23 protein-coding genes are annotated in these 22,168 nt (G+C 33.1%); 19 read left to right on the top strand and 4 right to left on the bottom strand.

The window, feature by feature from the left end:
* The first annotated feature begins 435 nt into the window (after positions 1–435).
* Positions 436–732: a hypothetical protein gene (locus DK441_RS04455; RefSeq protein WP_025667722.1), complete on the top strand. Its 297-nt coding sequence runs from the start codon at positions 436–438 to the stop codon at positions 730–732.
* 52 nt (positions 733–784) lie between these two features.
* Here the strand turns inward: DK441_RS04455 and DK441_RS04450 are convergent, their stop codons facing one another.
* Entirely contained in the window at positions 785–1,696 is a 912-nt protein-coding gene (locus tag DK441_RS04450) for an AraC family transcriptional regulator (RefSeq protein ID WP_109097681.1), read from the bottom strand.
* A gap of 125 nt (positions 1,697–1,821) precedes the next feature.
* On the opposite strand from DK441_RS04450, the gene hpaH reads away from it, so the two are divergent.
* The 12 genes from hpaH (at position 1,822) to DK441_RS04390 (ending at position 14,466) form a co-directional block, all read left to right on the top strand.
* Entirely contained in the window at positions 1,822–2,625 is an 804-nt protein-coding gene (hpaH, locus tag DK441_RS04445) for a 2-oxo-hept-4-ene-1,7-dioate hydratase (protein ID WP_109097680.1), read from the top strand.
* A gap of 4 nt (positions 2,626–2,629) precedes the next feature.
* The gene (locus DK441_RS04440; protein WP_109097679.1) at positions 2,630–3,430 is read left to right on the top strand and encodes an aldolase/citrate lyase family protein; all 801 of its coding nucleotides are present in this window, start codon (positions 2,630–2,632) and stop codon (positions 3,428–3,430) included.
* Positions 3,431–3,499: 69 nt separating this feature from the next.
* On the top strand, positions 3,500–4,243 hold the full coding sequence (locus DK441_RS04435; protein ID WP_109097678.1) for a fumarylacetoacetate hydrolase family protein: 744 nt from the start codon (positions 3,500–3,502) through the stop codon (positions 4,241–4,243).
* The gene (gene hpaE / locus DK441_RS04430; RefSeq protein ID WP_109097677.1) at positions 4,243–5,757 is read left to right on the top strand and encodes a 5-carboxymethyl-2-hydroxymuconate semialdehyde dehydrogenase; all 1,515 of its coding nucleotides are present in this window, start codon (positions 4,243–4,245) and stop codon (positions 5,755–5,757) included. The genes DK441_RS04435 and hpaE overlap by 1 nt, the downstream gene beginning before the upstream one ends.
* A 21-nt stretch (positions 5,758–5,778) precedes the next feature.
* The gene (hpaD, locus tag DK441_RS04425) at positions 5,779–6,759 is read left to right on the top strand and encodes a 3,4-dihydroxyphenylacetate 2,3-dioxygenase (protein WP_109097676.1); all 981 of its coding nucleotides are present in this window, start codon (positions 5,779–5,781) and stop codon (positions 6,757–6,759) included.
* A 1-nt stretch (position 6,760) separates the two neighbouring features.
* The gene (locus DK441_RS04420) at positions 6,761–7,123 is read left to right on the top strand and encodes a 5-carboxymethyl-2-hydroxymuconate Delta-isomerase (protein WP_025667729.1); all 363 of its coding nucleotides are present in this window, start codon (positions 6,761–6,763) and stop codon (positions 7,121–7,123) included.
* Complete coding sequence (locus DK441_RS04415) at positions 7,124–8,629, top strand: aldehyde dehydrogenase family protein (RefSeq protein WP_109097675.1); 1,506 nt, start codon at positions 7,124–7,126, stop codon at positions 8,627–8,629.
* 3 nt (positions 8,630–8,632) lie between these two features.
* Positions 8,633–10,267 carry a thiamine pyrophosphate-dependent enzyme gene (locus tag DK441_RS04410; protein WP_109097674.1) on the top strand — a complete coding sequence of 545 codons (1,635 nt, stop codon included), beginning with the start codon at positions 8,633–8,635 and terminating at the stop codon, positions 10,265–10,267.
* Positions 10,268–10,286: 19 nt separating this feature from the next.
* Positions 10,287–10,892 carry a metallophosphoesterase gene (locus DK441_RS04405; protein ID WP_109097673.1) on the top strand — a complete coding sequence of 202 codons (606 nt, stop codon included), beginning with the start codon at positions 10,287–10,289 and terminating at the stop codon, positions 10,890–10,892.
* A gap of 85 nt (positions 10,893–10,977) precedes the next feature.
* Positions 10,978–12,072, top strand: coding sequence for a histidinol-phosphate transaminase (gene hisC, locus DK441_RS04400; protein WP_109097672.1), 1,095 nt, complete (start codon positions 10,978–10,980; stop codon positions 12,070–12,072).
* 12 nt (positions 12,073–12,084) lie between these two features.
* Positions 12,085–12,954 (top strand): hypothetical protein, encoded by an 870-nt coding sequence (locus DK441_RS04395; protein WP_109097671.1) that lies wholly within the window; start codon positions 12,085–12,087, stop codon positions 12,952–12,954.
* Positions 12,955–13,197: 243 nt separating this feature from the next.
* On the top strand, positions 13,198–14,466 hold the full coding sequence (locus tag DK441_RS04390; RefSeq protein WP_109097670.1) for an acyloxyacyl hydrolase: 1,269 nt from the start codon (positions 13,198–13,200) through the stop codon (positions 14,464–14,466).
* A gap of 14 nt (positions 14,467–14,480) precedes the next feature.
* Here the strand turns inward: DK441_RS04390 and meaB are convergent, their stop codons facing one another.
* Together meaB and DK441_RS04380 are read right to left on the bottom strand one after the other, a co-directional pair.
* Positions 14,481–15,539, bottom strand: coding sequence for a methylmalonyl Co-A mutase-associated GTPase MeaB (meaB, locus tag DK441_RS04385; protein WP_109097669.1), 1,059 nt, complete (start codon positions 15,537–15,539; stop codon positions 14,481–14,483).
* Positions 15,540–15,669: 130 nt separating this feature from the next.
* Complete coding sequence (locus DK441_RS04380; protein WP_109097668.1) at positions 15,670–16,224, bottom strand: DUF2911 domain-containing protein; 555 nt, start codon at positions 16,222–16,224, stop codon at positions 15,670–15,672.
* Positions 16,225–16,540: 316 nt separating this feature from the next.
* Between DK441_RS04380 and DK441_RS04375 the strand changes: the two genes are divergently transcribed.
* The 4 genes from DK441_RS04375 (at position 16,541) to DK441_RS04360 (ending at position 20,162) form a co-directional block, all read left to right on the top strand.
* On the top strand, positions 16,541–17,086 hold the full coding sequence (locus DK441_RS04375; RefSeq protein ID WP_235015708.1) for an RNA polymerase sigma factor: 546 nt from the start codon (positions 16,541–16,543) through the stop codon (positions 17,084–17,086).
* The gene (locus tag DK441_RS04370) at positions 17,070–17,681 is read left to right on the top strand and encodes a hypothetical protein (RefSeq protein ID WP_109097667.1); all 612 of its coding nucleotides are present in this window, start codon (positions 17,070–17,072) and stop codon (positions 17,679–17,681) included. Before DK441_RS04375 ends, DK441_RS04370 begins: the two co-directional genes overlap by 17 nt.
* On the top strand, positions 17,665–19,017 hold the full coding sequence (locus DK441_RS04365) for a hypothetical protein (protein WP_109097666.1): 1,353 nt from the start codon (positions 17,665–17,667) through the stop codon (positions 19,015–19,017). The genes DK441_RS04370 and DK441_RS04365 overlap by 17 nt, the downstream gene beginning before the upstream one ends.
* Positions 19,018–19,520: 503 nt before the next feature.
* Complete coding sequence (locus tag DK441_RS04360; protein WP_109097665.1) at positions 19,521–20,162, top strand: hypothetical protein; 642 nt, start codon at positions 19,521–19,523, stop codon at positions 20,160–20,162.
* 300 nt (positions 20,163–20,462) lie between these two features.
* Here the strand turns inward: DK441_RS04360 and DK441_RS04355 are convergent, their stop codons facing one another.
* Positions 20,463–20,810 (bottom strand): DUF6249 domain-containing protein, encoded by a 348-nt coding sequence (locus DK441_RS04355; RefSeq protein WP_074408728.1) that lies wholly within the window; start codon positions 20,808–20,810, stop codon positions 20,463–20,465.
* A gap of 151 nt (positions 20,811–20,961) precedes the next feature.
* On the opposite strand from DK441_RS04355, the gene DK441_RS04350 reads away from it, so the two are divergent.
* Both DK441_RS04350 and DK441_RS04345 read left to right on the top strand, forming a co-directional pair.
* Entirely contained in the window at positions 20,962–21,549 is a 588-nt protein-coding gene (locus DK441_RS04350) for an RNA polymerase sigma factor (protein ID WP_109097664.1), read from the top strand.
* Positions 21,533–21,928 carry a hypothetical protein gene (locus DK441_RS04345; RefSeq protein WP_109097663.1) on the top strand — a complete coding sequence of 132 codons (396 nt, stop codon included), beginning with the start codon at positions 21,533–21,535 and terminating at the stop codon, positions 21,926–21,928. Before DK441_RS04350 ends, DK441_RS04345 begins: the two co-directional genes overlap by 17 nt.
* The last annotated feature ends 240 nt before the right edge of the window (positions 21,929–22,168 follow it).

The following is a 22,168-nucleotide window of genomic DNA, read 5'->3' as shown; positions in this document are numbered from 1 at the left end:
AATACCGACATACATAACGTCGAAAATGCCATATTATTAGGGGATATGAGTTTCTTACTTTTTATAAAATCTCTAATGAATAATACAATCGATTATTATTATGAGTACTGAAAAAGGTAGTGAAGCAATACACATAAATTTTCTGAAAACTTTCGGAAATAAGTTATGATTAGATAAAAATTTAAAATTTTTAACAAGTAAAAATTTAAAAAAATAATTGATTTTTAAAGTTGATTTCTTAAAAGTTTCATTTTTTTTATTTAGACTTGTAGTAACAAATTACTCAGTGAAATAATATACACTCAATTGAAAATTACTTGGAGTAAATGAATAAAAAATACACCAAGATTTATAATCGAGATAATAGCATTTAGCAAAAAAAATGCTATTTGAAATATGTAAAGTATAGAATTAATTCTTAAACCTGTGAGTCCTATGAAAAGAGTAATTGTTGACTACAAAAAACTTAACAAAGATATTTTAAATCTACTAGTAGAAAAGTTTCCCGATGGCTATAATGATAGAGATATTGTTCATTTTAGAAACCAACATAATGAAGCAATAGAAGCTGTAGAAGTAAGAACAGAAGAGACGATCTATTTGGTCAAAATTAGCAAACGTCTGGCAGATACTATGGAAAGCTTTGAAGAGGAAGAAGAAAGTGTAAGTGCTAGCAATAATATACCTGAAGAAGTGAATAAAGATCAGGTAGCAGGTATTGATGATAAGTAATCTTAAGACTATTATGTCATTATTTTAGATAAGATGGTGACATAAATAAAGATCATTTTTTTTCGAAGTATACATTCTCTTTACTTTTGATGTTTTTTTTATATGAATTAGGAGATTCTCCTGTTTTATTTTTAAAAAGCCTACTAAAATATGAAGGGCTTTCGAATCCTAGTATAAAAGAGATTTCTTTCGAGCTGATTTGGCTATAAAGAAGTAATCGTTTTGCTTCAATAATTATGCGATCAATAATTATTTTCTTGCTCGAAGACCCATTAACAAGCATTGTGATTTCGGTTAGTTTTCTATTCGATAAACCTAACTCCTGAGCATAAAAATCACACTCGTGATAACTAGAGAAATTAAGTTCTAATAATTCTAGAAATTTATAATACATCTTTTTTTCATAAGATTGATTTAAATTTTGATTACCACTATTGATTTCATTACATTTTCGTTGTAATTTCACTAATAAAGTAAGTAATAAAAAAACGATTGTATTCCTTCTTCCATAAGAATATAATGGAGATAAGTACTCATAATGAAGTTGATCCAAAATTGCTTCAAAATGTGACACATCATCTTGGTCTAAAACAATAGTATTTACCTTGGAGATGTTATGAATTATTGATAAAAAAGAGATGTTATCGATTGTTGTTTGAAAAGGAATAAGTTCACTATCAAAACGAATTAGAAAACCTTGCATGTTTTTTCCTTTAATAAAATCATGTACCTGTCCTCGCTCTATTAAATAAAAAGTGTTTGGAGTTTTTAGATTCACAAGCTCATCGTCTATGTTCTGAAGTGCTTCACCAGATTTAAAATAAATAACCTCATGATATGTATGACGATGTGGATCTCTGTTTTTTCTATTTCTGTTTTTTTCATGAAGTAAGGGACGCATAAAAAAGGGTAAATCTTTTTTATCAGAGAATTTATCTAATCGAATCAAATCTTTATCTTTCATACATCAAAAATAACTCATTATGCTGCATTAATAATAATGAAAAAACAAAAAGTGCAATAATTATAGCACTTTTATGAATCTACTTTGTTTTTAAATAAACGAGATTGCAACTAATAAATTATACTATGTTAACTTCATTACAAATAAAAGAGGAAGCAAATCGATTACATGATTCAGAAAAAAATAAAAAACAGGTAGTAGCCACAACAAATTATTTTCCCGAGATGGATATCAATGATGCCTATCAAATTCAGGAAGAATGGGTTAATATCAAAAAAGAAGAAGGTAGAAAAGTAGTTGGATATAAAATTGGGCTTACTTCAAAGGTTATGCAAGTCGCTATGAATATCAATGAACCTGACTATGGAACACTACTAGACGATATGGTTTATGAAAATGGTTGTGAGATAAAGACTTCTGATTTTTTGGATCCTAGGATAGAGGTAGAGCTAGCTTTTGTGCTAAAAAAACCACTTTTTGGCGATACTCTTACAATAGAAGATGTATTGGATGCAACAGATTATGTAGTGCCTGTACTAGAACTTATTGCAGCACGTACTTATCGAGTAGACCCCAAGACCAATTATGTTAGAACCGTTAAAGATACGATTTCGGATAATGCAGCGAATGCAGGGATTATTTTGGGCAATACCAGAATTAATCCTCGAGATATAGATCTAAGATGGGTAGGTGCATTATTATACAAAAATGGAACTATCGAGGAGTCTGGTGTTGCTGCAGCAGTGCTCGATCATCCCGCCAAAGGAGTCATCTGGTTAGCAAAAAAATATGCAAAACATAATATAACATTAGATGCAGGGCAAATCATTTTGGCAGGCTCCTTTACACGTCCGGTTATTGTAAAAGCCGGAGATACTATTACCGTTGATTATAATTCATTGGGAAAAATAACTTGTAATTTTATGTAATACCATGAAAATTTCTAAAAACACATTCAAAGAAGCAGTATGTAATCGTGAAACCATTTATGGTATATGGAATGGTATTGTAGATACTATTACAGCAGAGATTTTGGCTGGTTCTGGATTTGATTGGATTGTAATTGATGGAGAGCATGCTCCATTTGATTTACGAACTATTCAGACTCAACTACAAGTAATGGCTGCATATGATGTGCAGGTTATTGTTCGTCCACCTGTTGGGGATTCGGTACTTATAAAACAACTTATGGATATGGGGGTGCAAAGTTTGTTAATTCCTATGGTAGAAAGTGCATCCCAGGCAGAAGAACTTGTAAAGGCAATGCGTTATCCCCCAGAAGGATGTAGAGGTATAGGTACAGCATTGGCAAGAGCATCAAAATGGAATAGAACTAATGATTACTTTCTAGATGCTAATAATGAAATGTGTTTGATCTGTCAGGTAGAATCTGTTCAAGGAATTAATAATTTGGAAGAAATCTTAGCAGTAAATGGAGTAGATGGAGTATTTATTGGACCAGCAGATTTAGCTGGATCTATGGGGTATTTGGGACAACCCAACCATCCAAAAGTAAAAGAGGTAATAGTAAAAGCTATTCAGTGTATTAAGACTAAAGGAAAAACAGCAGGTTTCCTGTCTGTCTCAAAAGAAATTGTTAACTATTATAGTGAGCATGGTGCTAATATGATTGGAGTTGGGATTGATACTCTTTTATTAGCAAAAGCAGCAAAAGGATTAGCAGAAGATTATAAACCAGAACAAAAGAATAATACATCAAATACACACTACTAATTTGTGAAAAGTACAATGATTGTGATAGTGAGAATTTGATTCAGCAATAAAAACAATAAATATATAGGTATGAAACACGTAAGATTTGCATATAATGGAGGAATCCATCAGGGGGTTTATGAAAACAATACGATACTAAAAGGTACACAAGAATTTAATCCCGATGATGTTATGTTTCTTCCACCTGTGGATCCACAGGGAGTTGGTAAAGCGATAGGTGTAGCTTTAGCTTATGCAGATCATGCCAAGGAATTAAAATTAGAGATTCCAGAATATCCCATATTGTTTCATAAAATGCCCCACACAATGATCGGGCATACATCTAATATTATTGTTCCGGCGGGAATAGATTATATGCATTACGAATGTGAACTTGTGGCAGTAATTGGTCGTTCTTGCAGAAAAGTTAAAGCTGACGATGCATTAGATTATGTTGGATATTATATGGTGGGCAATGAAATCACAGTTCGTGATTTTGTGGTTAATTATTACAGACCACCACTTAAAGCAAAAGGATTTGATACCTGGGGGCCTTGTGGCCCTTGGATGGTTGATGCCAAAGATATAGACCCTAATAATGTTTCCCTTAAAACTTGGGTAAATGGAGAATTAAGACAAGAAGGGAATACCAAAAATATTAGACATAGCATTGCAGAATTAATAGAATATATGTCAGGTTTTATGACACTTAATCCCGGTGATATGATATGGTCAGGAACTCCAGAAGGAGTATCACATATTTATCCGGGAGATACGGTAGTATGTGAAGTAGCAGGTATCGGGAAATTAGAAAATTACTTAATAGCAGAATAATGTTAGACAAGAATTTAGAAGTATTACAACGGTTTTTACCTCAATTAAAAGAAAGAGGTATCAAGAATCTTATCAATGGAAACACTGTTGAAGCAATTTCAGGAAAAACATTTGAGAATACGACACCTATAGATGGAAACTTTATAACCCACGTGGCCGAAAGTGATAAAGAAGATATCGATAATGCAGCGCAGGCGGCAATGGATGCTTTTGCAGAATGGAAAGCGATGTCTCATAAAAACAGACGAGATATTTTATATGCCATAGCAGAAAAAATAGAAGAACATGCAGACGAAATTGCAGTGCTAGAAAGTTATGATACAGGACAACCTATCCGCTTTATGAAAAAAGCAGCGATTAGAGGTGCTGCAAACTTTAAATATTTTGCAGATAAGGCTATTGATGCACAAAATGGGTTATCTACACCAGATACCCATCATGCAAATTATACCATTCGTCAACCCATAGGTCCGGTTGGGATCATTACTCCCTGGAATACTCCGTTTATGCTAAGTACATGGAAAATAGCACCAGCTCTGGCAGCAGGGTGTACTGTCGTTCATAAACCTGCAGAATTTAGTCCCGTAACAGCAAATAGACTTGCAGAATTAGCACATGAGGCAGGATTGCCAAAAGGAGTATGGAATGTTGTACATGGCTTTGGAGAAAAAGCAGGGAAATCATTAACAGAACACGAATACATAAAGGCAGTAGCATTTATTGGGGAGACTACAACCGGTAGCCATATCATGAAACAAGGAGCACCAACATTAAAAAGAGTGCATTTAGAATTAGGAGGGCAAAATCCTATTATTGTTTTTAATGATGCTGATGTAGAGCGGGCTTTAGATGCTGCAATTTTTATGAAATACAGTCTTAATGGAGAACGATGTACATCAAGTAGTAGATTACTATTACAAAAAGATATCTATCCTGATTTCGTTGAAAAACTAAAAAAGAGAGTCGCTGCTATAAAAGTAGGGCATCCATTAGACCCGGTAACAGAAATTGGTCCTATGATTCATCCTACACATCAGGAAAAAGTATTGAATTATGGAGAAATAGGAAAAAATGAAGGCGCAACTCTGGCAGTAGGTGGGGGTAAACCAGATGGGTTAGAAAAAGGATGTTATGTAAATCCAACACTTTTTATTGATGCATCAAAAGATATGTGTATTGCGCAGGAAGAAGTCTTTGGACCATTCTTAACTGTAATTCCATTTGAAACTGAAGAGGAGGCTATTAAAATAGCCAATGCTGTAAAATATGGATTAACAGCTTATATCTGGACAAAAGATGTAAGTCGTGCACATCGAATAGCACATCAAGTAGAAGCAGGAATGGTTTGGATAAATTCTCAAAATGTAAGACACCTGCCTACACCTTTTGGTGGTGTTAAATACAGTGGTATAGGAAGAGATGGTGGAGAGTATAGTTTTGACTTTTATATGGAAACCAAAAATATTTCTATAGCACTAGGAGATCATGATATCCCAAAATTGGGGATTGAATAATAGTAATGATAAAAAATAAGTATGGCACTAGTACCTCATAACTTCGATTTACCTTTTAATATTATTCGTTGTAGCCATGTAGAATATGCTGTAACCGATTTAGAAGAATCCTATAGGTTTTATGTAGATATATTAGGTTTAATCGAGACCGAAAGAACCGAAGATACTATTTACTTGCGTGGTTTAGAAGAACAACAGCATCACTCTTATATTTTAAAAAAAGCAAAAGAACCTTCTGTACTGGCAGTTGGGTTTAAAGTAGCTTTTGAAAAAGATTTAGATGCGTTAAAAACACATTTAGACAATATTGATGTTGATACTGAGTGGGTTTCAAAATATGCCGAGGACCGAACACTACGAGTCGTATCGCCACAAGGTTTTATTTTAGAGTTTTATGCACGTATGAAAAAAGTACCTCAAAAGCTCAGAGAATATAAATCTTATCGAGGAATGCATCCACAGCGGTTTGACCACTTTAATGTTTTTACACCCAATGCGCAAGAAACATATGAATTTTTTGTAAGTCAACTAGGATTTAGACTTACCGAGTATTCTACTACAGAAAAAGGAGAAATGTGGGCTGCCTGGATGCATCGAAAAGGAAATGTTCATGATATGGCACTAACCAATGGTGATGGACCTAGATTACATCACTCGGCTATTTGGGTACCTACCGCACTCAATATTATTCATTTACTAGATGTGATGTCTACCACCGGATATGTGAATAATATCGAGCGAGGTCCAGGAAGGCATGGCGTGTCCAATGCTTTTTTCTTATATATTCTAGATCCAGATGGTCATAGAATAGAAATTTATACCTGTGATTATTTAACCGTTGATCCCGATTTAGAACCGTTGGGTTGGGATTTAAGTGATCCACAAAGGCAAACACTATGGGGAGCGCCGGCACCAAGAAGTTGGTTTGAAAACGGAAGTACATTTATAAATACCAAAGTAAAAAAAGCAACCATGGAAGCACGTCCAATAATAGCAGATTAGTATGCCACATATAACATTAGAATGCTCAGGTAATATAGAAGCAGATTTTAGAACTGTTTTTCAAACCTTAACCGATGAACTCGTAGCCACGGGACATATCCCTCGATTAGGAGTAAAGTGTAGAGTTGTACAATCTAGTGATCATTTTATTATTGATGGTAATCCAGATTATAAAATGATAAATCTATTGATTCGTTTACGCGAAGGTCGTTCTCTCGAAGTTCGAAAAGAATTATCAGAAATCGGAATGAAAGTGTTGCAGAAATATTTTCAAAAAGAGATTAATGCTAAAGAAATTATCCTCTCTACAGAGATAAAAGAATTGATAATGGGACTAGACTTAACCAAAAATGCTGTAAGATAAATGAAATCAATACAAGAACTTTCGTTACACCCAAAGACTACATCTTTTTTTAGTGACCTGTCTAAGAAGAATTTTATAAATAATGAGTGGGTTTTAGCAGATTGTGATGAGGTTAGTCAGGTAATTAATCCTGCTAATGAAGAGGTGATCGCTACTATTCCTATTTCTACATCTGAAGATGTAAACAAAGCGGTGGGAGCAGCTAAGAAAGCCTTGTATACTTATGAATGGCAAAAAATGCTTCCTGCAGACCGAGAACGATTACTCTATAAATTAGGTGATTTAATTGAAGAAAATGCAGATCATATCGCAGAAGTAATCACTTTAGAAAATGGAAAACCCTTTGTAGAAGCCAGAAAATCTGAAGTATTAGGCGCGGCCAAAACGTTTCGATATTATGCCGGATGGTGTAGTAAAATCGAGGGAGAAACCTTTAATATTTCTATTCCGCAACCCCATAATAAACAAAATTTTGCATTTACACGTAGAGAGCCTATAGGAGTGGTAGCGGCAGTTATTCCCTGGAATACTCCGTTCTCTATTGCGGCCTGGAAATTGGCACCGGCCTTGGCAACAGGTTGCACGGTGGTATTAAAACCATCGGGAGAAACACCACTAAACGCCTTAGTGTTAGCAGAACTTATTGCAGAAGCTGGTTTTCCGGCAGGTGTAGTCAATATTATATTGGGTAATGGAAAAACTACAGGAAATGCATTAGTATCACATCCTGATATTGATAAAGTAACTTTTACAGGATCTACTACTACTGGAAAAGCGATAGGAAAAGCTGCAATAGATTCTATTACAGGAATATCATTAGAACTGGGAGGGAAGTCACCTGCAGTTGTTTTTGAAGATGCAGATTTAGATTGGGCATCGCAATGTGTATCTCAAGGTATTTTTAGAAACATGGGACAAATTTGTGTTTCGGGTTCTAGAGTATATATACAAGAAAAAGTTTATGATAAAGTCATGACCGATATTATGCACAGTGCTCAAAAAATGAAAATTGGACATGGATTTGAGGATAATGTGGCTTTAGGGCCTTTGGTGTGTAAATCACATTTAGATACTGTTACCAATTATATAAAATTAGGTAACGAAGAGGGAGCTACTTTAATTTCTGGCGGAAAAAAGATAAAAGATAAAGGATATTTTTTAGAGCCTGCTATTTTTTCTGCTACAGATAACAACCTGAGAGTAGTACAAGAAGAGATTTTTGGCCCTGTATTGGTTGGTGTACCTTTTAAAACTATTGAAGAAGCAATTCAAAAGGCTAATCAGACTAATTATGGTCTCTCTTCTACTGTTTTTACTAAAGATGTTTCTAAGGCTATGAGAATGGTAGATGAACTGGAAGCCGGATGGGTATGGGTAAATTCTAATGCCCGGTCAGATCCTCATTTCCCTTTAGGTGGATTTAAACAATCGGGGATAGGAAAAGAATTGGGAAAAGAAGGGTTATACGCTTTTACAAAAACAAAAGCAGTAAATATAGTATACTAAACTATGGCAAAATTAACGGGGGGACAGATCGTAGTGCGATCATTAATAAAACAAGGTATTACAATTGTTTTTGGTTTACCAGGAGTGCAAAACGACTGGTTGTACAATGCATTTTATGACTATCAGGATGAAATAAAAATAATACATACACGTCATGAGCAGGGAGTAGGATATATGGCATTAGGATACCACCTGGCATCTGGTAAAACAGCAGTCTATAATGTGGTTCCTGGGCCAGGATTCCTTAATAGCTCGGCAGCTTTGTTAACCGCCTATGGATTGAATGCAAAGGTACTGGCATTAGTTGGTCAAACTCCTTTAAAAACCCAGGGAAAAGGCTGGGGAGTATTGCATGAATCTAACGATCAATTAGGGATAATGAAACGCCTTACCAAATACTCGGATAAGGTGAATGATATTAAAGAAATACCATATAAAATACAGAAATCCTTTCAGGAAATCGAAACAGGAAGGCCGCAACCTGTAGGGCTAGAAATTTCTATGGATTTATTAATGAGTTCTGGTGAAATAGCGTTTCCGGATTTCGCGAAAGCAAAACAAGAAAAGGAAATAGATACACCTACAATTAACAAGATAGTAGAGGTTTTAATACATGCAAAAAACCCATTAATTTTTGTAGGAAGTGGAGCTATGGATGCTAGTAAAGAAATAACAGCACTGGCTAATTATATGCAAATACCGGTATTTGCATATCGAACCGGAAAAGGTATTGTCTCTTCTAGAAATTACCTAAGTCATCCGGTTCCGGCTGCGTATGAGTTATGGAAAGAAGCAGATGTAGTTGTCGGGATAGGAAGTCATGTGCGTATGCCTATATTAAAATGGGGTACCGATGAACATCTATCATTTATTAGTGTAAATATAGATGCTAATGATCATGATAAAATTACAACACCCGATATAGCATTAACAGCTAATGCAGCGCAAGCATCAAAAGAAATCTTAGAGACCCTTAAAAACAAGATTTCTCAAAGAGCGAGTAGAGAAAAAGAAATGCAGGCATTAAAAGCTAGCTGGAAAGAAAAAACAGCATATTTAGAGCCCCAGGCAACGTATTTAAGAATTATTAGAGAAGAATTACCCGACGACGGGATTTTTGTAGATGAGTTAACACAGGTTGGGTTTGCCAGCAGAATGTTATGGGAAGCTTATGCTCCCAGAACCTATCTATCTACAGGATATATGGGGACTTTGGGGTGGGGGTTTCCTACAGCACTTGGAGCAAAAGTGGCAAGACCAGAATTACCAGTAGTTACAGTTTGCGGTGATGGAGGATTTATGTTTGCTGTACAAGAGTTAGCCACAGCGGTACAGCACAGGATAGGTGTAATTATTTGCCTGTTTAATAATAATGCCTATGGTAATGTGCAGAATATGCAGGTTAATAATTATGGAAATAAAGTGATAGCTAGTGATTTGACAAACCCAGACTTTATTGCAATGGCAAAATCATACGGTGCTCATGCAGAAAAAGTATCAGACTTTGATAGTTTTAGACTAGCAATACAAAAAGCAAAAGAACAAGAATTGCCAACACTAATAGAAATAGAAGTAGGTATTGATATGCCTTCTACAGATCAATTTAAATCGATGTCTAAGCTGAGAGGTGTAAAATAATCTATAAAGATATATACAGATGAAAATAGCTATTATATCAGACATTCATGAAAATTTCCATAATCTTATTCTTGCATTAGAGGAAATCGAAAGGCAGAATTGCAAACAAATACTTTGCTTAGGAGATTTAATGAATGCTGGTATTGCAAAAGTATTATCGTGCTCTACGATTCCTGTGTTCATGATTTGGGGAAATAATGATGGCGAAAAAGTAGAGATTACTAAAGTAGCGCATAATCAAGGTGGTAACCTTAGTGTGAGCCTAAATACATATGATTTTTTAGAAATAGATAATCGCAAAATTTTTATTTCTCATTACGACGACCTTGCTATTCCTATGGCAAACTCGGGATTGTATGACGCGGTATTTTTTGGGCATACTCATATATCCTCACTTCAAAAAGAAAATGAGATATGGGTTGTAAATCCCGGAGAGATTTCTGCTCATAAAACAGGAATAGCCTCTTTAGCCATTTATGATACAGACGCTAATGACGTACACATCTTAGAACTTGAGAATAGCAAAACATTAAAAACAGAATTAGTAACTGATTTTTTTAAGAAAAATAAAGAAGTATTGAAACTTCGCTCTGAAAAAGCTTTTAATATAGGAAAGATGACATAAAGTGCTATAATAATAACACTTTAATGTATTATGTTTCAAAAACTAATTTTTACTTTTCTAGAGCCTATACCAAAATAATCAAACGATGTATAAAAAACATATATTAGACACTATACCTTACAAAGTAGGCGCGACAAAAGCTGAAAGTAAAAACAAAAATGAAGACCAAAAAATATATAAGCTTTCTTCTAATGAGAATTTTTTAGGCCCTTCTCCAAAAGCGTTAAAAGCAATACAAGAATCATTACATGAATTGTCTGAATATCACCATAGAGATGATTCTGTGTTAAAAAAAGCCTTAGCTGATCACTATGATAATGGTATTGAAGCAAATCAGTACATAACAGCCAATAGTGGTGTAGAGATTATTGATATTATTTGTAGAGGATTTTTAGATGATGATAGTGAAGTAATCGTTTCGTCTCCAACATTTAAAGCTTATGGTAATTTTGCATCTATAGAAAATGCTACAGTAGTTGATGTTCCTTTAAAAACACCTGACTTTAGTTTAAATGTAAATGGGATTATTGATGCGATTAATGAAAATACACGATTAATTTTTTTAACTACACCTAATAATCCTACAGGAACTATAGTTCCTAAAAAAGATGTTGATTATTTATTAGACAATATCCCGGATACTGTTATTGTAGTTTATGACGAAGTATATTTTCATTTTGTAGAAGATCCGGATTTTTGTAATGCTGCATATTATATTAAGAAAAATAAAAATGTAATTGCTATTCATAGTTTTTCAAAAGCATACGGATTAGCTGGTATGCGTATTGGTTATGCATTTTCGACTCCTAAGATTACTTCATATCTACAAAAAATAGGCAGACCTTTTATGATTAATGTACTAAGTACTGCAGCTGCGGTTGGAGCCTTAACAGATGATGAACATATAGAAAACACTCAAAAATTAATTAGCGAACAAAAAAAGTGGATGTACGCACAATTTGAGAAGCTGGGTATTACATATTGGAAAAGCGAAGCTAATTTTATTTTGTTTAAATCCCCAATTGCTGAAGAAAAAATAACAAACGCATTTCTGAAAGCAGGTATCATGGTAAGACCATGTAGTAAATTTGGGGTGAAAGACCATATTAGAGTAACAGTAGCAATACCCATTGTAAATACCATGTTTTTTGAAGTATTAAAGAGATTACTATCAATTTAAACGAATTGCAATATGGACTACTCATCATACATTGTTTTACCCAAAGAAGGAGAAATATATTCAATACTGGATACAGTCGCTTCAGAGGCTAAAATTGTATGTTTCACAGGATTACCCGGAGTAGGAAAAAGTTTATATGTACAGCAATTTGCCTATATAGCATTACAAAAAAATAGAAAGATCTCTATATTGCAATGGGATAGTGCACGCCAGAGTTTTGAAACCGAACAAGTGCTGAAGATTTATCCTGAAATCGATGGGGTTACTCATGCAGGTATCAGAAAATCTTGTGGACTATGGTCTAGAAAAGCGGTTTATGATTGGTATCAATTACACAAAAACGATAATGAAGTGTTAATTCTTGAAGCTCCTTTGGTAGGAAACAGGTTGATAGAATTAGGAAAAAAAACAAAAGATGAATTAGAACCTATATTGTCAAGCGATAGTACTCAATTTATACTACCTGTGCCTTCAGACGAACTTAGAAAACTAATAATAAGTAAACGAGTAAATACTGCAAAGAACCCTAATCATGAAATGGAGAAAGCAGATGCACAACCACATGTCCTTATGGCATTATATCTCGAAATATGTGAGGTAGGTAAAAAGTTGGGAATGAAGAAACAATTAAATGAAAATCTTGAGTATGATACATCTTTTTATGAATCGCTTTATAGAAAGGTACTTCGGGAAAGGCACGTAAAAACATTATTTGTGGATGAAGCTTTCGAGGTTAATTCGGTATATGATGTTCGGCAAAAATTCTCTAAACTGGTACCCTCAACAGAAGAAGTCTCTTATTTTATATCACTTGTACGGGAAAAATATCCAACAGATGAACAATTAGAAATAGCAGTAAATAATTGGTATGTATTGAAATAGACTTAAGTATAGAAATTCTTATCTTCTTTAAGTAACCATGGAGATTTGTTTGGATTCTTATATGGGGTTTAGTAAAAGAAAAAACCGATCATAAAGCTCTGTTTAGCATTAAATATAGTGAGTATATGGTTGTTTTGAACAACTACAAAAGTATATAGATTATGTTCTTTTATTTTAAAAACCCTATTTTGCATCATGTGGATGAAGGGGAAAATCAATCCAAATACTTGAAAAAAGATGTAAATGAGGAAAACAGAATATTATCTACTCCTATTTCTTATTGGGACACAATTAAAGGGGCAGACATTGGATAATGAAAATAAAAATTCATTTTTTATTTCGCCAGAAGTAATACTAGGAAAAACGACAGAACCTAATACTGGTTTTCCTAAAACTAAAATGCTTAAATCTATTTTTGTTAGTATAGGAAGTTACAACAAAAAGGTAGATGCACAATGGAGCTCTAGACTGGGATATCCAAAAACCGGAATAGCATTAGGGATTACCGATTTTGGAAATATTGAAAAAGTAGGTAGAGCCTATATCGCAATGCCTTTTGTTGAAATTGGATTGTTTCAAAAAAAAACAAATAGATGGCATCTTAATATGGGGTTTGGCGCATCTTATATTGATACAAAGTATGACCCAGAAATAAACCCTTTTAATAAGGCGGTAACAACAAGTCTTAACTGGTCGTACAAAACTTTTTTGTATTATGATGTTTTAATAGGTAAATCAACTCAATGGCGTTTAGGACTTGGATATGGCCATTATTCTAACGGACATACAAGATTACCTAATCAGGGACTTAACTCTTTTTTGGTAAGTGCTTCTTCATCTTTTGGAGAACCTCAAACTATTCTTGAGGAAGATGTAACAGTGTTAAGAAAAGAACGAGTCAAATCTTCACAGAACTATTTTTCATTTCGCAGTGGCATAGGTCAAAATGTACTATCGGAAGAATTTAATGATAAAAAAGAAGTGTATTCTGTTGCATTATCCATGGGTAAAGTAGTTAACAAGATTTTTAAGATTGGAATCGGTTTTTATGGTAGGTTTTACGAGCACTATTATGATTATATCAAAAATGATGAAATGCTAATACAGGAGCAAGTTCCTTTTTTTAAAGAAAAACCTGTTGCATATGCAAGCAATTATGGTTTTTTTTCTAGTACAGAAGTTTTTATAGGACATATTGGTGTAGAATTTGAACTAGGACTTAATATTTATAAGCCATTTTATAAAATTGAATGGCAACTGAGTCAGGGAGAAAGACGTGGGGATCAATATATTTTGGGAGAGTTAGATTGGTATTATGAAATAAAACGAACGATCTCTAGTAGGTTAGGAGTGAAATACTATTTGTTTAATACACATGACTCACCCAAAAACAATATTTTTTTTGGAGCAAATATTAATGCAAATTTAGGGCAGGCAGACTTTTCTGAACTTAGTTTGGGATATGTGTACCGTTTTAGTTTTAAAGAAAGAAAAAAAGAGTATTCAAACTAATACATTTATTTGGACTATTTATTTAATCCTAACAAATATCTAGCGGCAGCAAAGGGCGTAATTTTGTGTTGTTGTACAGCTTCAATTTTTGAATCTAAGGCAGCTTTAACTTTTGGGTTGTTGTAAAAAGAGTTTTTTAATTGTTCTTCAATAGTTTGTAATAGCCAGAATTTATTTTGTTGGATTCTGTTTTTTTCAAAAAATCCATTTTCAGAAGTGATTTTTAGATATTTTAGGATCATTTTCCAAATATCATCAATACCAGTACCTTCTATAGCACTACACGTTAATACTTCGGGAGACCAGCTATTTTGTGTAAGAGGATATAAGTGCAGTGCTTTTCTAAATTGATTTTTGGCTTTACGGGCACGTGTTAGGTTATCACCATCTGCCTTATTAATCACAAGAGCATCTGCCATTTCTATAATCCCTCGTTTGATACCTTGTAATTCGTCTCCTGCACCTGCCAATTTTAGTAATAAAAAGAAATCTACCATGCTATGTACAGCAGTTTCACTTTGTCCTACACCTACGGTTTCAATGATAATAACATCATACCCCGCAGCTTCACAAAGGATAATAGACTCTCGTGTTTTTTGTGCTACTCCTCCCAATGAGTTTCCTGATGGAGAAGGGCGTATAAAAGCTTTAGAGGATCTTACCAATGATTCCATTCGGGTTTTATCACCTAGTATACTGCCATGCGAAATTGTGCTACTAGGATCTACTGCCAAAACCGCAACTTTTTTCCCTTTTTGTAATAACAAATTACCTAAAGCTTCTATAAAGGTACTTTTGCCTACCCCGGGGACTCCTGTTATACCAATTCTTATAGAGTTGTTGGCATAAGGAAGGCACATCTCGATAAGTTGCTGTGCTTTTTCAATATGGTTTTGCTGGGTACTCTCGATTAATGTAATCCCTTTACTTAAAGCAGCGGTGTCCTGGGCAATGATTGCTTTAAAAATTGGGTTAATTACAATTTCTTTTTGCTGTAACTTTTTAAATCGATCAATTGCTTGACTACTCGTGCTAGAAGGGATTTTAGTATGTTTGGTAGAATCTTTAGACACAGAATGACTTTATGGCAAAGTTATAAATTCCTTTTGGAAACTTGTAATTAATATATAGGCCTTCTGCTATTTTGAGTATATGCAGCATTATGCACCTTAAATTAGTACAGGCTTATCAAAAAGAATATGTTTATATTTTTATAGGAACCGCAATTGCAGTTCTATCCCACGCAAGGTATAATATGGTAAAATCATTTGCATTTTCAAAATAAATAGAAAATTGTTCTACTATATTTAATAAAGGTTGTACGGGGACTTCTACAGTGAGTACATCGTATGTGGCGTCTCGTTTTGCAGTGCCATCCATATGTACTCCCCAATCATATTCTTTATTATTAAAAATTACTTTCCAGGATTCGGGGTTTGGGATGGTCCACAGTGTATAGGTCCCTGCTTTAAGTACGGTACCATCAACGAGAAGATCTTTATCTGTTGTAAATGTAGTAGCCTCATTGGCTCCGGTTCTCCATACTTCATTAAACGGAACCAGATTACCAAAAATTTCTCTACCCTTTTTGTATGGTCTGTTATAAAAAACAGTGAAAGTAGCATCCTTTGCTGTGTGAGTAACGATTTCTTCGGGACTATGTTTTTTGGTACTTTGCTTCATGAAATACATTCCTGCAAATCCAATCAATATTAATCCTAATAAAATAAGTATTGCTCGTTTTAAAAGTTTTGGCATAACGATTTTTTTTAATCCTAAATATACTTCTTTTACTACTTATGTCTATGTTTAAATATTCATAAAAAACAGAAAGCTTTAGTGGTTAATTAAATAGAAGAGTACTATTTATATCATTTATACTACAAATACTAATGGATACAGAAATCATGAGTACATATTATTTTTGTTAATTATTTGATATACAGTATATTGTTGGGGTGCTATGATTTTTATGCATAATTTTGCAACATAGAATATATGTTTTCGTCTATATAGATGAGTACGATTTAAAACAGTTTTAAATATTAATCACTAACCATAAAGTTAAGAAAGTTTGTTACAAAGCGAGCTAATAGAACAATGTAGGAATAACGATCGTAGAGCGCAAATGAAACTCTATAATAAGTACTGTGATGGTATGTATTATGTAGCGTTGCGTTTTCTTAAAGATCCATTTGAGGCGGAGGAAGCTATGCAGGAATCTTTCATCAAGGCTTTTACGCGACTTCATCAATTTACTGGAGATGTTACTTTTGGAGCTTGGCTTAAACGAATTGTTATAAATAAAAGCATAGATATGCTAAAAGCTAAGAAAATGAACATGGTTGCGATTAATGAACAGGTTATGACTAGTGTTGAAGAACAGAATGATTGGTCGGTGTCTGATTCTGTTACTGTAGATGAGGTAAAAAAAGCAATTGAAAAATTACCGGAAAAATATAAATATGCCGTCATGCTATTTTTGATAGAAGGGTATGATCATAATGAAATTAGTGAAGTACTGGATATTACACCAGTTTCTTCAAGAACATTGGTACATAGAGGAAAAAAGCAGCTACAGGAAGAATTAAAACATTTGAGACATGGCACAGGATATTAGAGAACTTTTAAAGCAGGATAAACAGATTCCTGCCGAGCAATTAAGAAAAGGACACCAACAAAGGTTTATGTCCAGGTTAGAGAATGAGCTCCCTAAAAAAACCAGAAGGTTTGATTATAGATGGCTTAATATTGCTGCTAGTATTGTTGTTATCTTTTCAGTTTCTTTACTTACGTATAATCAACTTGGTAATAACAGTACCGAAGGACCTGATATAGTAGATATGAATACTACTCCTGTAAAAAACTCCTCTGTAATATTAGCAAAACAATCTTCTCCTCTGGCAGAAATATCTCCGGAGTATCAAGAAGTAGAAAATAGTATACTTACCAGTATAAAATTTCAATTATCACAGATTACAATCGATGATACAAATAGAGAATTGGTAGAAAGTTTTATGTCTAGATTGGATAATCTTGATAAAGAATACCAAAAACTTAATAAAGAATTAATAGAGGTTGGACCCAATGTTCAAAGTGTAGAGGCTATGATGGAGAATTTGACAATAAGATTATCTCTTTTAAATAGACTAAAAGATAAACTAAAAGAATTAGAGCGAATTGAAAACGAAAATTACAATGAAGTACAGGCTTAATGTAGCGACTCTTGGTTTATTGTGCTGTGCAGGCTTATTTGCACAAGATAGACAAGATAAATTAAATGAAAAGCTCGCAGTAAATAAAGATGTTACTGTCGTTCTTAATACGAGTCATACTAATATTGTTTTTGAAACCTGGAACAAAAACACAATCGAGGTAGAAGCTTACTTAGAGGGTAATCTTTCTGATGAAAACAGTAAGCACATCCTTGATAGTTGGCAGGTGGATGTATTAGGAGATAGCCAGAAAGTAACTATTAATTCTACTGCTGGAAATTTATGGAGTAGAAAGGTCACTGCTTCCAGTATTACAATGGATAGAAAGAACTTACAGGAATTAAGGATGTTAAGCCCTATGATTACTGATATGTTAGGGCCTCTTATGGAAAACATAGCTAAAAATCCTATGCCAAGTACTCTTTCTCAAAATCAAGCTAACGTTAATTTTAAGAACGGAACAGCCAATAAAGAAAATGATGAAAAATATATAAAGCAATGGGAGAGCCAAATACGTGAAAAATTTATTGATGAACAAAAGCAAAAATGGGCTAAACAATTTGAAGCTGACCCTAAAAGCAAGATAAAATTAGAAACCTGGGGAGCACAATATGAAAAACAAATGGATGCATGGGCATCTCAATTAATACAAGATATTGGTAATCAGCAGAACGGAACAGCTAATGTTACAGTCTATAGATATAGCACAAGTAGAGTTAATACTAATAGTACAAGTAAAATCATTAAGGTACGTATCCCTAAAGAGGCTAAACTAAGACTTAATATTCGCCATGGAGATGTGCAGTTAGCAGAAAAATCTAATAATATTAGAGCTTCTCTATCTCATACTAAACTATCTGCTAATGTTATAGATGGTAAACAAACATTTATCAAAGCTTCTTATTCTCCCGTTTTTGTTCGACAATGGAACAATGGTAGGTTGGTGATCAATTATGTAAAGAATTGTAGAATACAAAATGCTAAAAACCTTCTTGTTAATGCAGATTCTAGTAATGTTTTTATCCAGCAACTTGATGAAAATGGAGCAATCTCGGGAAGTTTTGGAGTAATTACCATTGCCAATCTTGGAGAATCTTTTTCTACCTTAGATCTGGCAGTTCAAAACAGTGATTTTAAATTAAATTTACCCAAAACAGCATTTAATCTGTCATATAGCGGGGCGCAAAGTATAATTTCTTTACCTAAGACTTTAGAAATAAATACAAGAAAGAATTTTGGTAATGTGTTTGTTAATGGATTTCAGAATACACGTAGTACAGATAAAATAATTACAATTAATGCTAAATATAGCGAAGTTGTATTAAATAATAAATAAAGTTTTTTCATAGTAATGTAGTGTTAATTATAGAAAAGCTCTATCGGTTTAGACTGGTAGGGCTTTTTTAGTAGTACAATCCTATACCTAATTTAAATACATTCAATTCTTTACCCAAAAAGAGAGAAGAGTTTTAAGATAATAGCAGGGACTAATTGATTAGGTTTTTAAATTCACTTTAGATCAATCTTAGCTTAACATACCATATTTTTTTCTATTGGATCAGGGGGAAAAACGTAAGTATATTACAGAATAAGTCTTTTAATCTGTTGATTTTTGCTTTTCATCTGATTTTTTAACAATGTTTAAAAAATAATAATCTGATTATTAGCATGTTAACATTAAATAAAGCTTAATTTAACATTTTTTGTGTCATTTGTCGAATATCGAAAACATTTGATCTAAAAGTCTGGTTTTTAATTTGTTTAACTATAAATATATAATATCATTGTATGGTAAAACCGTAATAAAATAATAACAACCCCACTATAAAGTATATAAAAATGAAATCAATAGCGTATTTTTTTAGCTTATTTTTATTCTTAAGTAGTTATGCAAATGATTTAGACCAAATCTTGGAAGTAGAGAAGGAAGGTCTTGTTGTGGTAGTTGTAGATTTTCAGGATGGAGATAAAATCAAATTATTCGAAGTAGAAAGCGGAGATCATATTTTATCTAAAACTCATGGAGAAATTGATTTGAGTCAATTACCAATGGGATCTTATTTACTTGAAAACAATCAAGGAGAGTCTGTTGTTATTGTTCGCATGGAAGAAGATATTAATATAGAAGGTGCAATAGAAAATGTAGAAAGTAATTTTGTAGTAGAATATGATAGCAAAAGAGCAGACATGCCTTCAGAAGTTAATGTTGAAGAAGAGTTTGTACATTATTATGAAAATTCTGAAACAAACCTTTTAGAAATAACAAGAGACGGAAATTTTGTTACTGTAGTTAATTTTGAAGAAGGAGATAAAATCAAATTATTTGAAGTAAAAAATACAGTACATGTTTTATCAAAAACGACAAATTTTGTAGACCTTAGTCAATTACCGGTTGGAGTTTATGTTTTGGAGAACAATAGAGGAGAATCAGTTGTTGTTGAAAAATATGTAGATAACGACGTTCTTGTAGCAGATATGTAATAAAGAATTTTTATACTATATGAGAGCCTTCCAAACTTGGAAGGCTTTTTTTATTTAACCCATATAAAACCTTAAGGTAATTAGAGAAGGATTTAAGGAACTCTTAGAGCGTTCTATAGATTTGTTTATGAATCTCATGTATGACCTAATGTTAATGGATACCATGTCTAAATTTGATTATATACATCTATAAATTTAGGGTAAGGTTCCCTATCCTCTAGTAGGATATCAAAAACTCAAATAAAAAAAATATCCTGATGATCAACATCAGGATATTTTTTTGTTAAGTAATATTTTTGTTTACTTATCCAGGTTCTTCGTCATAGTGAAACCAGTAAATAAGCCAATTCCAGCCATTAAAAAGATCGTACCAGGATAAGCAATATCTTCATCTACACCTACAGATAAATGTAGAATACCAGCTATGAAAATTCCAACTCCAATACCCATTAATAATAAAGATAAATTTAGAATAAGTACTTTCCATATCGGAGTCACTCTTTTTTCTTTACTACTATAAAATATAGAAGCATCTGCTCCTTTTTCTATAAGAGCCATACGCTCTTTATTTCTAGCTGAAATAAATAGATAAATAATTCCAAAAAATACACCAAAGATTGCGGGTACTATAATTACTTCTGATCCCATCATGTTTTTAGTTTAAAAGATTAATACTGTTCGTTTTCTAATTAAGACGAAGAGTAATTCGAAGCGGTTACAAAAAAGATGAAAAAAATATTTTGTATTTTTTAATAGAAATTATGTAACCAATAATTATATAGTGTCGTCATATGAAAAAATGAACCATCAATCAGATCAATATTATATTAATCAAGTGCTAGAAGGGCAGGTGAATGCTTTTTCGGTTCTGGTAGAACGTTACCAGGGTTTAGTGTATACAGTAGTGTATCGTATGATTAAGAATAAAGAACAGGCGGAAGAAGTTGCTCAGGATTCTTTTATCAAGGCATATAAATCCTTAAGTAACTATAGAGGGGATGCCAAGTTTTCTACCTGGTTATATACTATTGCATACCGAAAAAGCTTAGATGCAATCAAGGCAAGTAAAAGAATGATAACTTCTGAACTTATCGAAGAAGTAAGTGAAGGAGAAATGGAACTGGTTGGTGATGCATTAAACTATTTGCAAGTAAAAGAAAGAAAAAAAATTATATCAGATAGTATAATGAAGCTTCCTGAAGATGAGGCTGCGATTATTACACTATACTATTTTGAGGAAAAAAGTGTAAAAGAAATTGTAGAAATTGTAAATTTAACCGCAGATAATGTGAAAATAAAGTTATATCGTAGTAGAAAAAAACTATACTCGATATTGAAATATCACATTTCTCCAGAAATTAGTAGTAAAAATGGAAGAGCAATATAAAGACGTTAAGAATTTAGTCAAAGAAGCTGGATTAGAGACTCCTTCAGTAAACTTTCTGAAGAATGTTATGGATCAGGTAGAACTTTCGGCTATTGAGGTGTCACCTACATACAAACCTTTGATTTCTAAGAAAGTTTGGTTTATGGTTGGAGTTGCTACTGCTATGTTACTGTGTACTATACCTTTTTTATCAGAGAGTAAAGAATCGATTTTAGGTACTATTGATTTTTCTTTTTTTAATAAGATAAGTTTCAAAAACCCATTTTCTGGATTTACTTTTTATAAAACTACTATATACGGTATATTATTTCTTGCCCTTTTATTTCTTATACAAATAACAATCTTAAAACGAAGGATTGATAGACGATTCTCTCTATAATCATTGAGTAGGTTTTGTTTCGAAGAATAAAATTTTAAGCACAAAAAACTACCTAAAAAATAAATTAAAGCAAGGGATGCTCTAGAATACATTTTTTAGGTAGTTAGTGTAAAACAACCAGATTTATTAGGTTATTTCTTTACAATGGTATGTATTTCTGAAGTTCCTTTGGATGTTATTTTTACGAAATAGTTTCCTTTTTCGGTTATTGCTCCTCCAAAAGGAAGTACTCCAGGGTTT

This window comes from Aquimarina sp. AU58 (assembly GCF_900312745.1).
Lineage (GTDB): Bacteria > Bacteroidota > Bacteroidia > Flavobacteriales > Flavobacteriaceae > Aquimarina > Aquimarina spinulae.
The sequence above is the reverse complement of the archived record's forward strand: the minus strand, read 5'-3'. Positions and strand labels throughout refer to the sequence as shown.

Excerpts from the sequence above, each read along its gene's own strand:
- DK441_RS04455 (WP_025667722.1), top strand. The coding sequence starts at position 436 with ATGAAAAGAGTAATTGTTGACTACAAAAAACTTAACAAAGATATTTTA.
- DK441_RS04450 (WP_109097681.1), bottom strand. The coding sequence starts at position 1,696 with ATGAAAGATAAAGATTTGATTCGATTAGATAAATTCTCTGATAAAAAA.
- hpaH (WP_109097680.1), top strand. The coding sequence starts at position 1,822 with ATGTTAACTTCATTACAAATAAAAGAGGAAGCAAATCGATTACATGAT.
- DK441_RS04440 (WP_109097679.1), top strand. The coding sequence starts at position 2,630 with ATGAAAATTTCTAAAAACACATTCAAAGAAGCAGTATGTAATCGTGAA.
- DK441_RS04435 (WP_109097678.1), top strand. The coding sequence starts at position 3,500 with ATGAAACACGTAAGATTTGCATATAATGGAGGAATCCATCAGGGGGTT.
- hpaE (WP_109097677.1), top strand. The coding sequence starts at position 4,243 with ATGTTAGACAAGAATTTAGAAGTATTACAACGGTTTTTACCTCAATTA.
- hpaD (WP_109097676.1), top strand. The coding sequence starts at position 5,779 with ATGGCACTAGTACCTCATAACTTCGATTTACCTTTTAATATTATTCGT.
- DK441_RS04420 (WP_025667729.1), top strand. The coding sequence starts at position 6,761 with ATGCCACATATAACATTAGAATGCTCAGGTAATATAGAAGCAGATTTT.
- DK441_RS04415 (WP_109097675.1), top strand. The coding sequence starts at position 7,124 with ATGAAATCAATACAAGAACTTTCGTTACACCCAAAGACTACATCTTTT.
- DK441_RS04410 (WP_109097674.1), top strand. The coding sequence starts at position 8,633 with ATGGCAAAATTAACGGGGGGACAGATCGTAGTGCGATCATTAATAAAA.
- DK441_RS04405 (WP_109097673.1), top strand. The coding sequence starts at position 10,287 with ATGAAAATAGCTATTATATCAGACATTCATGAAAATTTCCATAATCTT.
- hisC (WP_109097672.1), top strand. The coding sequence starts at position 10,978 with ATGTATAAAAAACATATATTAGACACTATACCTTACAAAGTAGGCGCG.
- DK441_RS04395 (WP_109097671.1), top strand. The coding sequence starts at position 12,085 with ATGGACTACTCATCATACATTGTTTTACCCAAAGAAGGAGAAATATAT.
- DK441_RS04390 (WP_109097670.1), top strand. The coding sequence starts at position 13,198 with ATGAGGAAAACAGAATATTATCTACTCCTATTTCTTATTGGGACACAA.
- DK441_RS04380 (WP_109097668.1), bottom strand. The coding sequence starts at position 16,224 with ATGCCAAAACTTTTAAAACGAGCAATACTTATTTTATTAGGATTAATA.
- DK441_RS04370 (WP_109097667.1), top strand. The coding sequence starts at position 17,070 with ATGGCACAGGATATTAGAGAACTTTTAAAGCAGGATAAACAGATTCCT.
- DK441_RS04365 (WP_109097666.1), top strand. The coding sequence starts at position 17,665 with ATGAAGTACAGGCTTAATGTAGCGACTCTTGGTTTATTGTGCTGTGCA.
- DK441_RS04360 (WP_109097665.1), top strand. The coding sequence starts at position 19,521 with ATGAAATCAATAGCGTATTTTTTTAGCTTATTTTTATTCTTAAGTAGT.
- DK441_RS04355 (WP_074408728.1), bottom strand. The coding sequence starts at position 20,810 with ATGGGATCAGAAGTAATTATAGTACCCGCAATCTTTGGTGTATTTTTT.
- DK441_RS04350 (WP_109097664.1), top strand. The coding sequence starts at position 20,962 with ATGAACCATCAATCAGATCAATATTATATTAATCAAGTGCTAGAAGGG.
- DK441_RS04345 (WP_109097663.1), top strand. The coding sequence starts at position 21,533 with ATGGAAGAGCAATATAAAGACGTTAAGAATTTAGTCAAAGAAGCTGGA.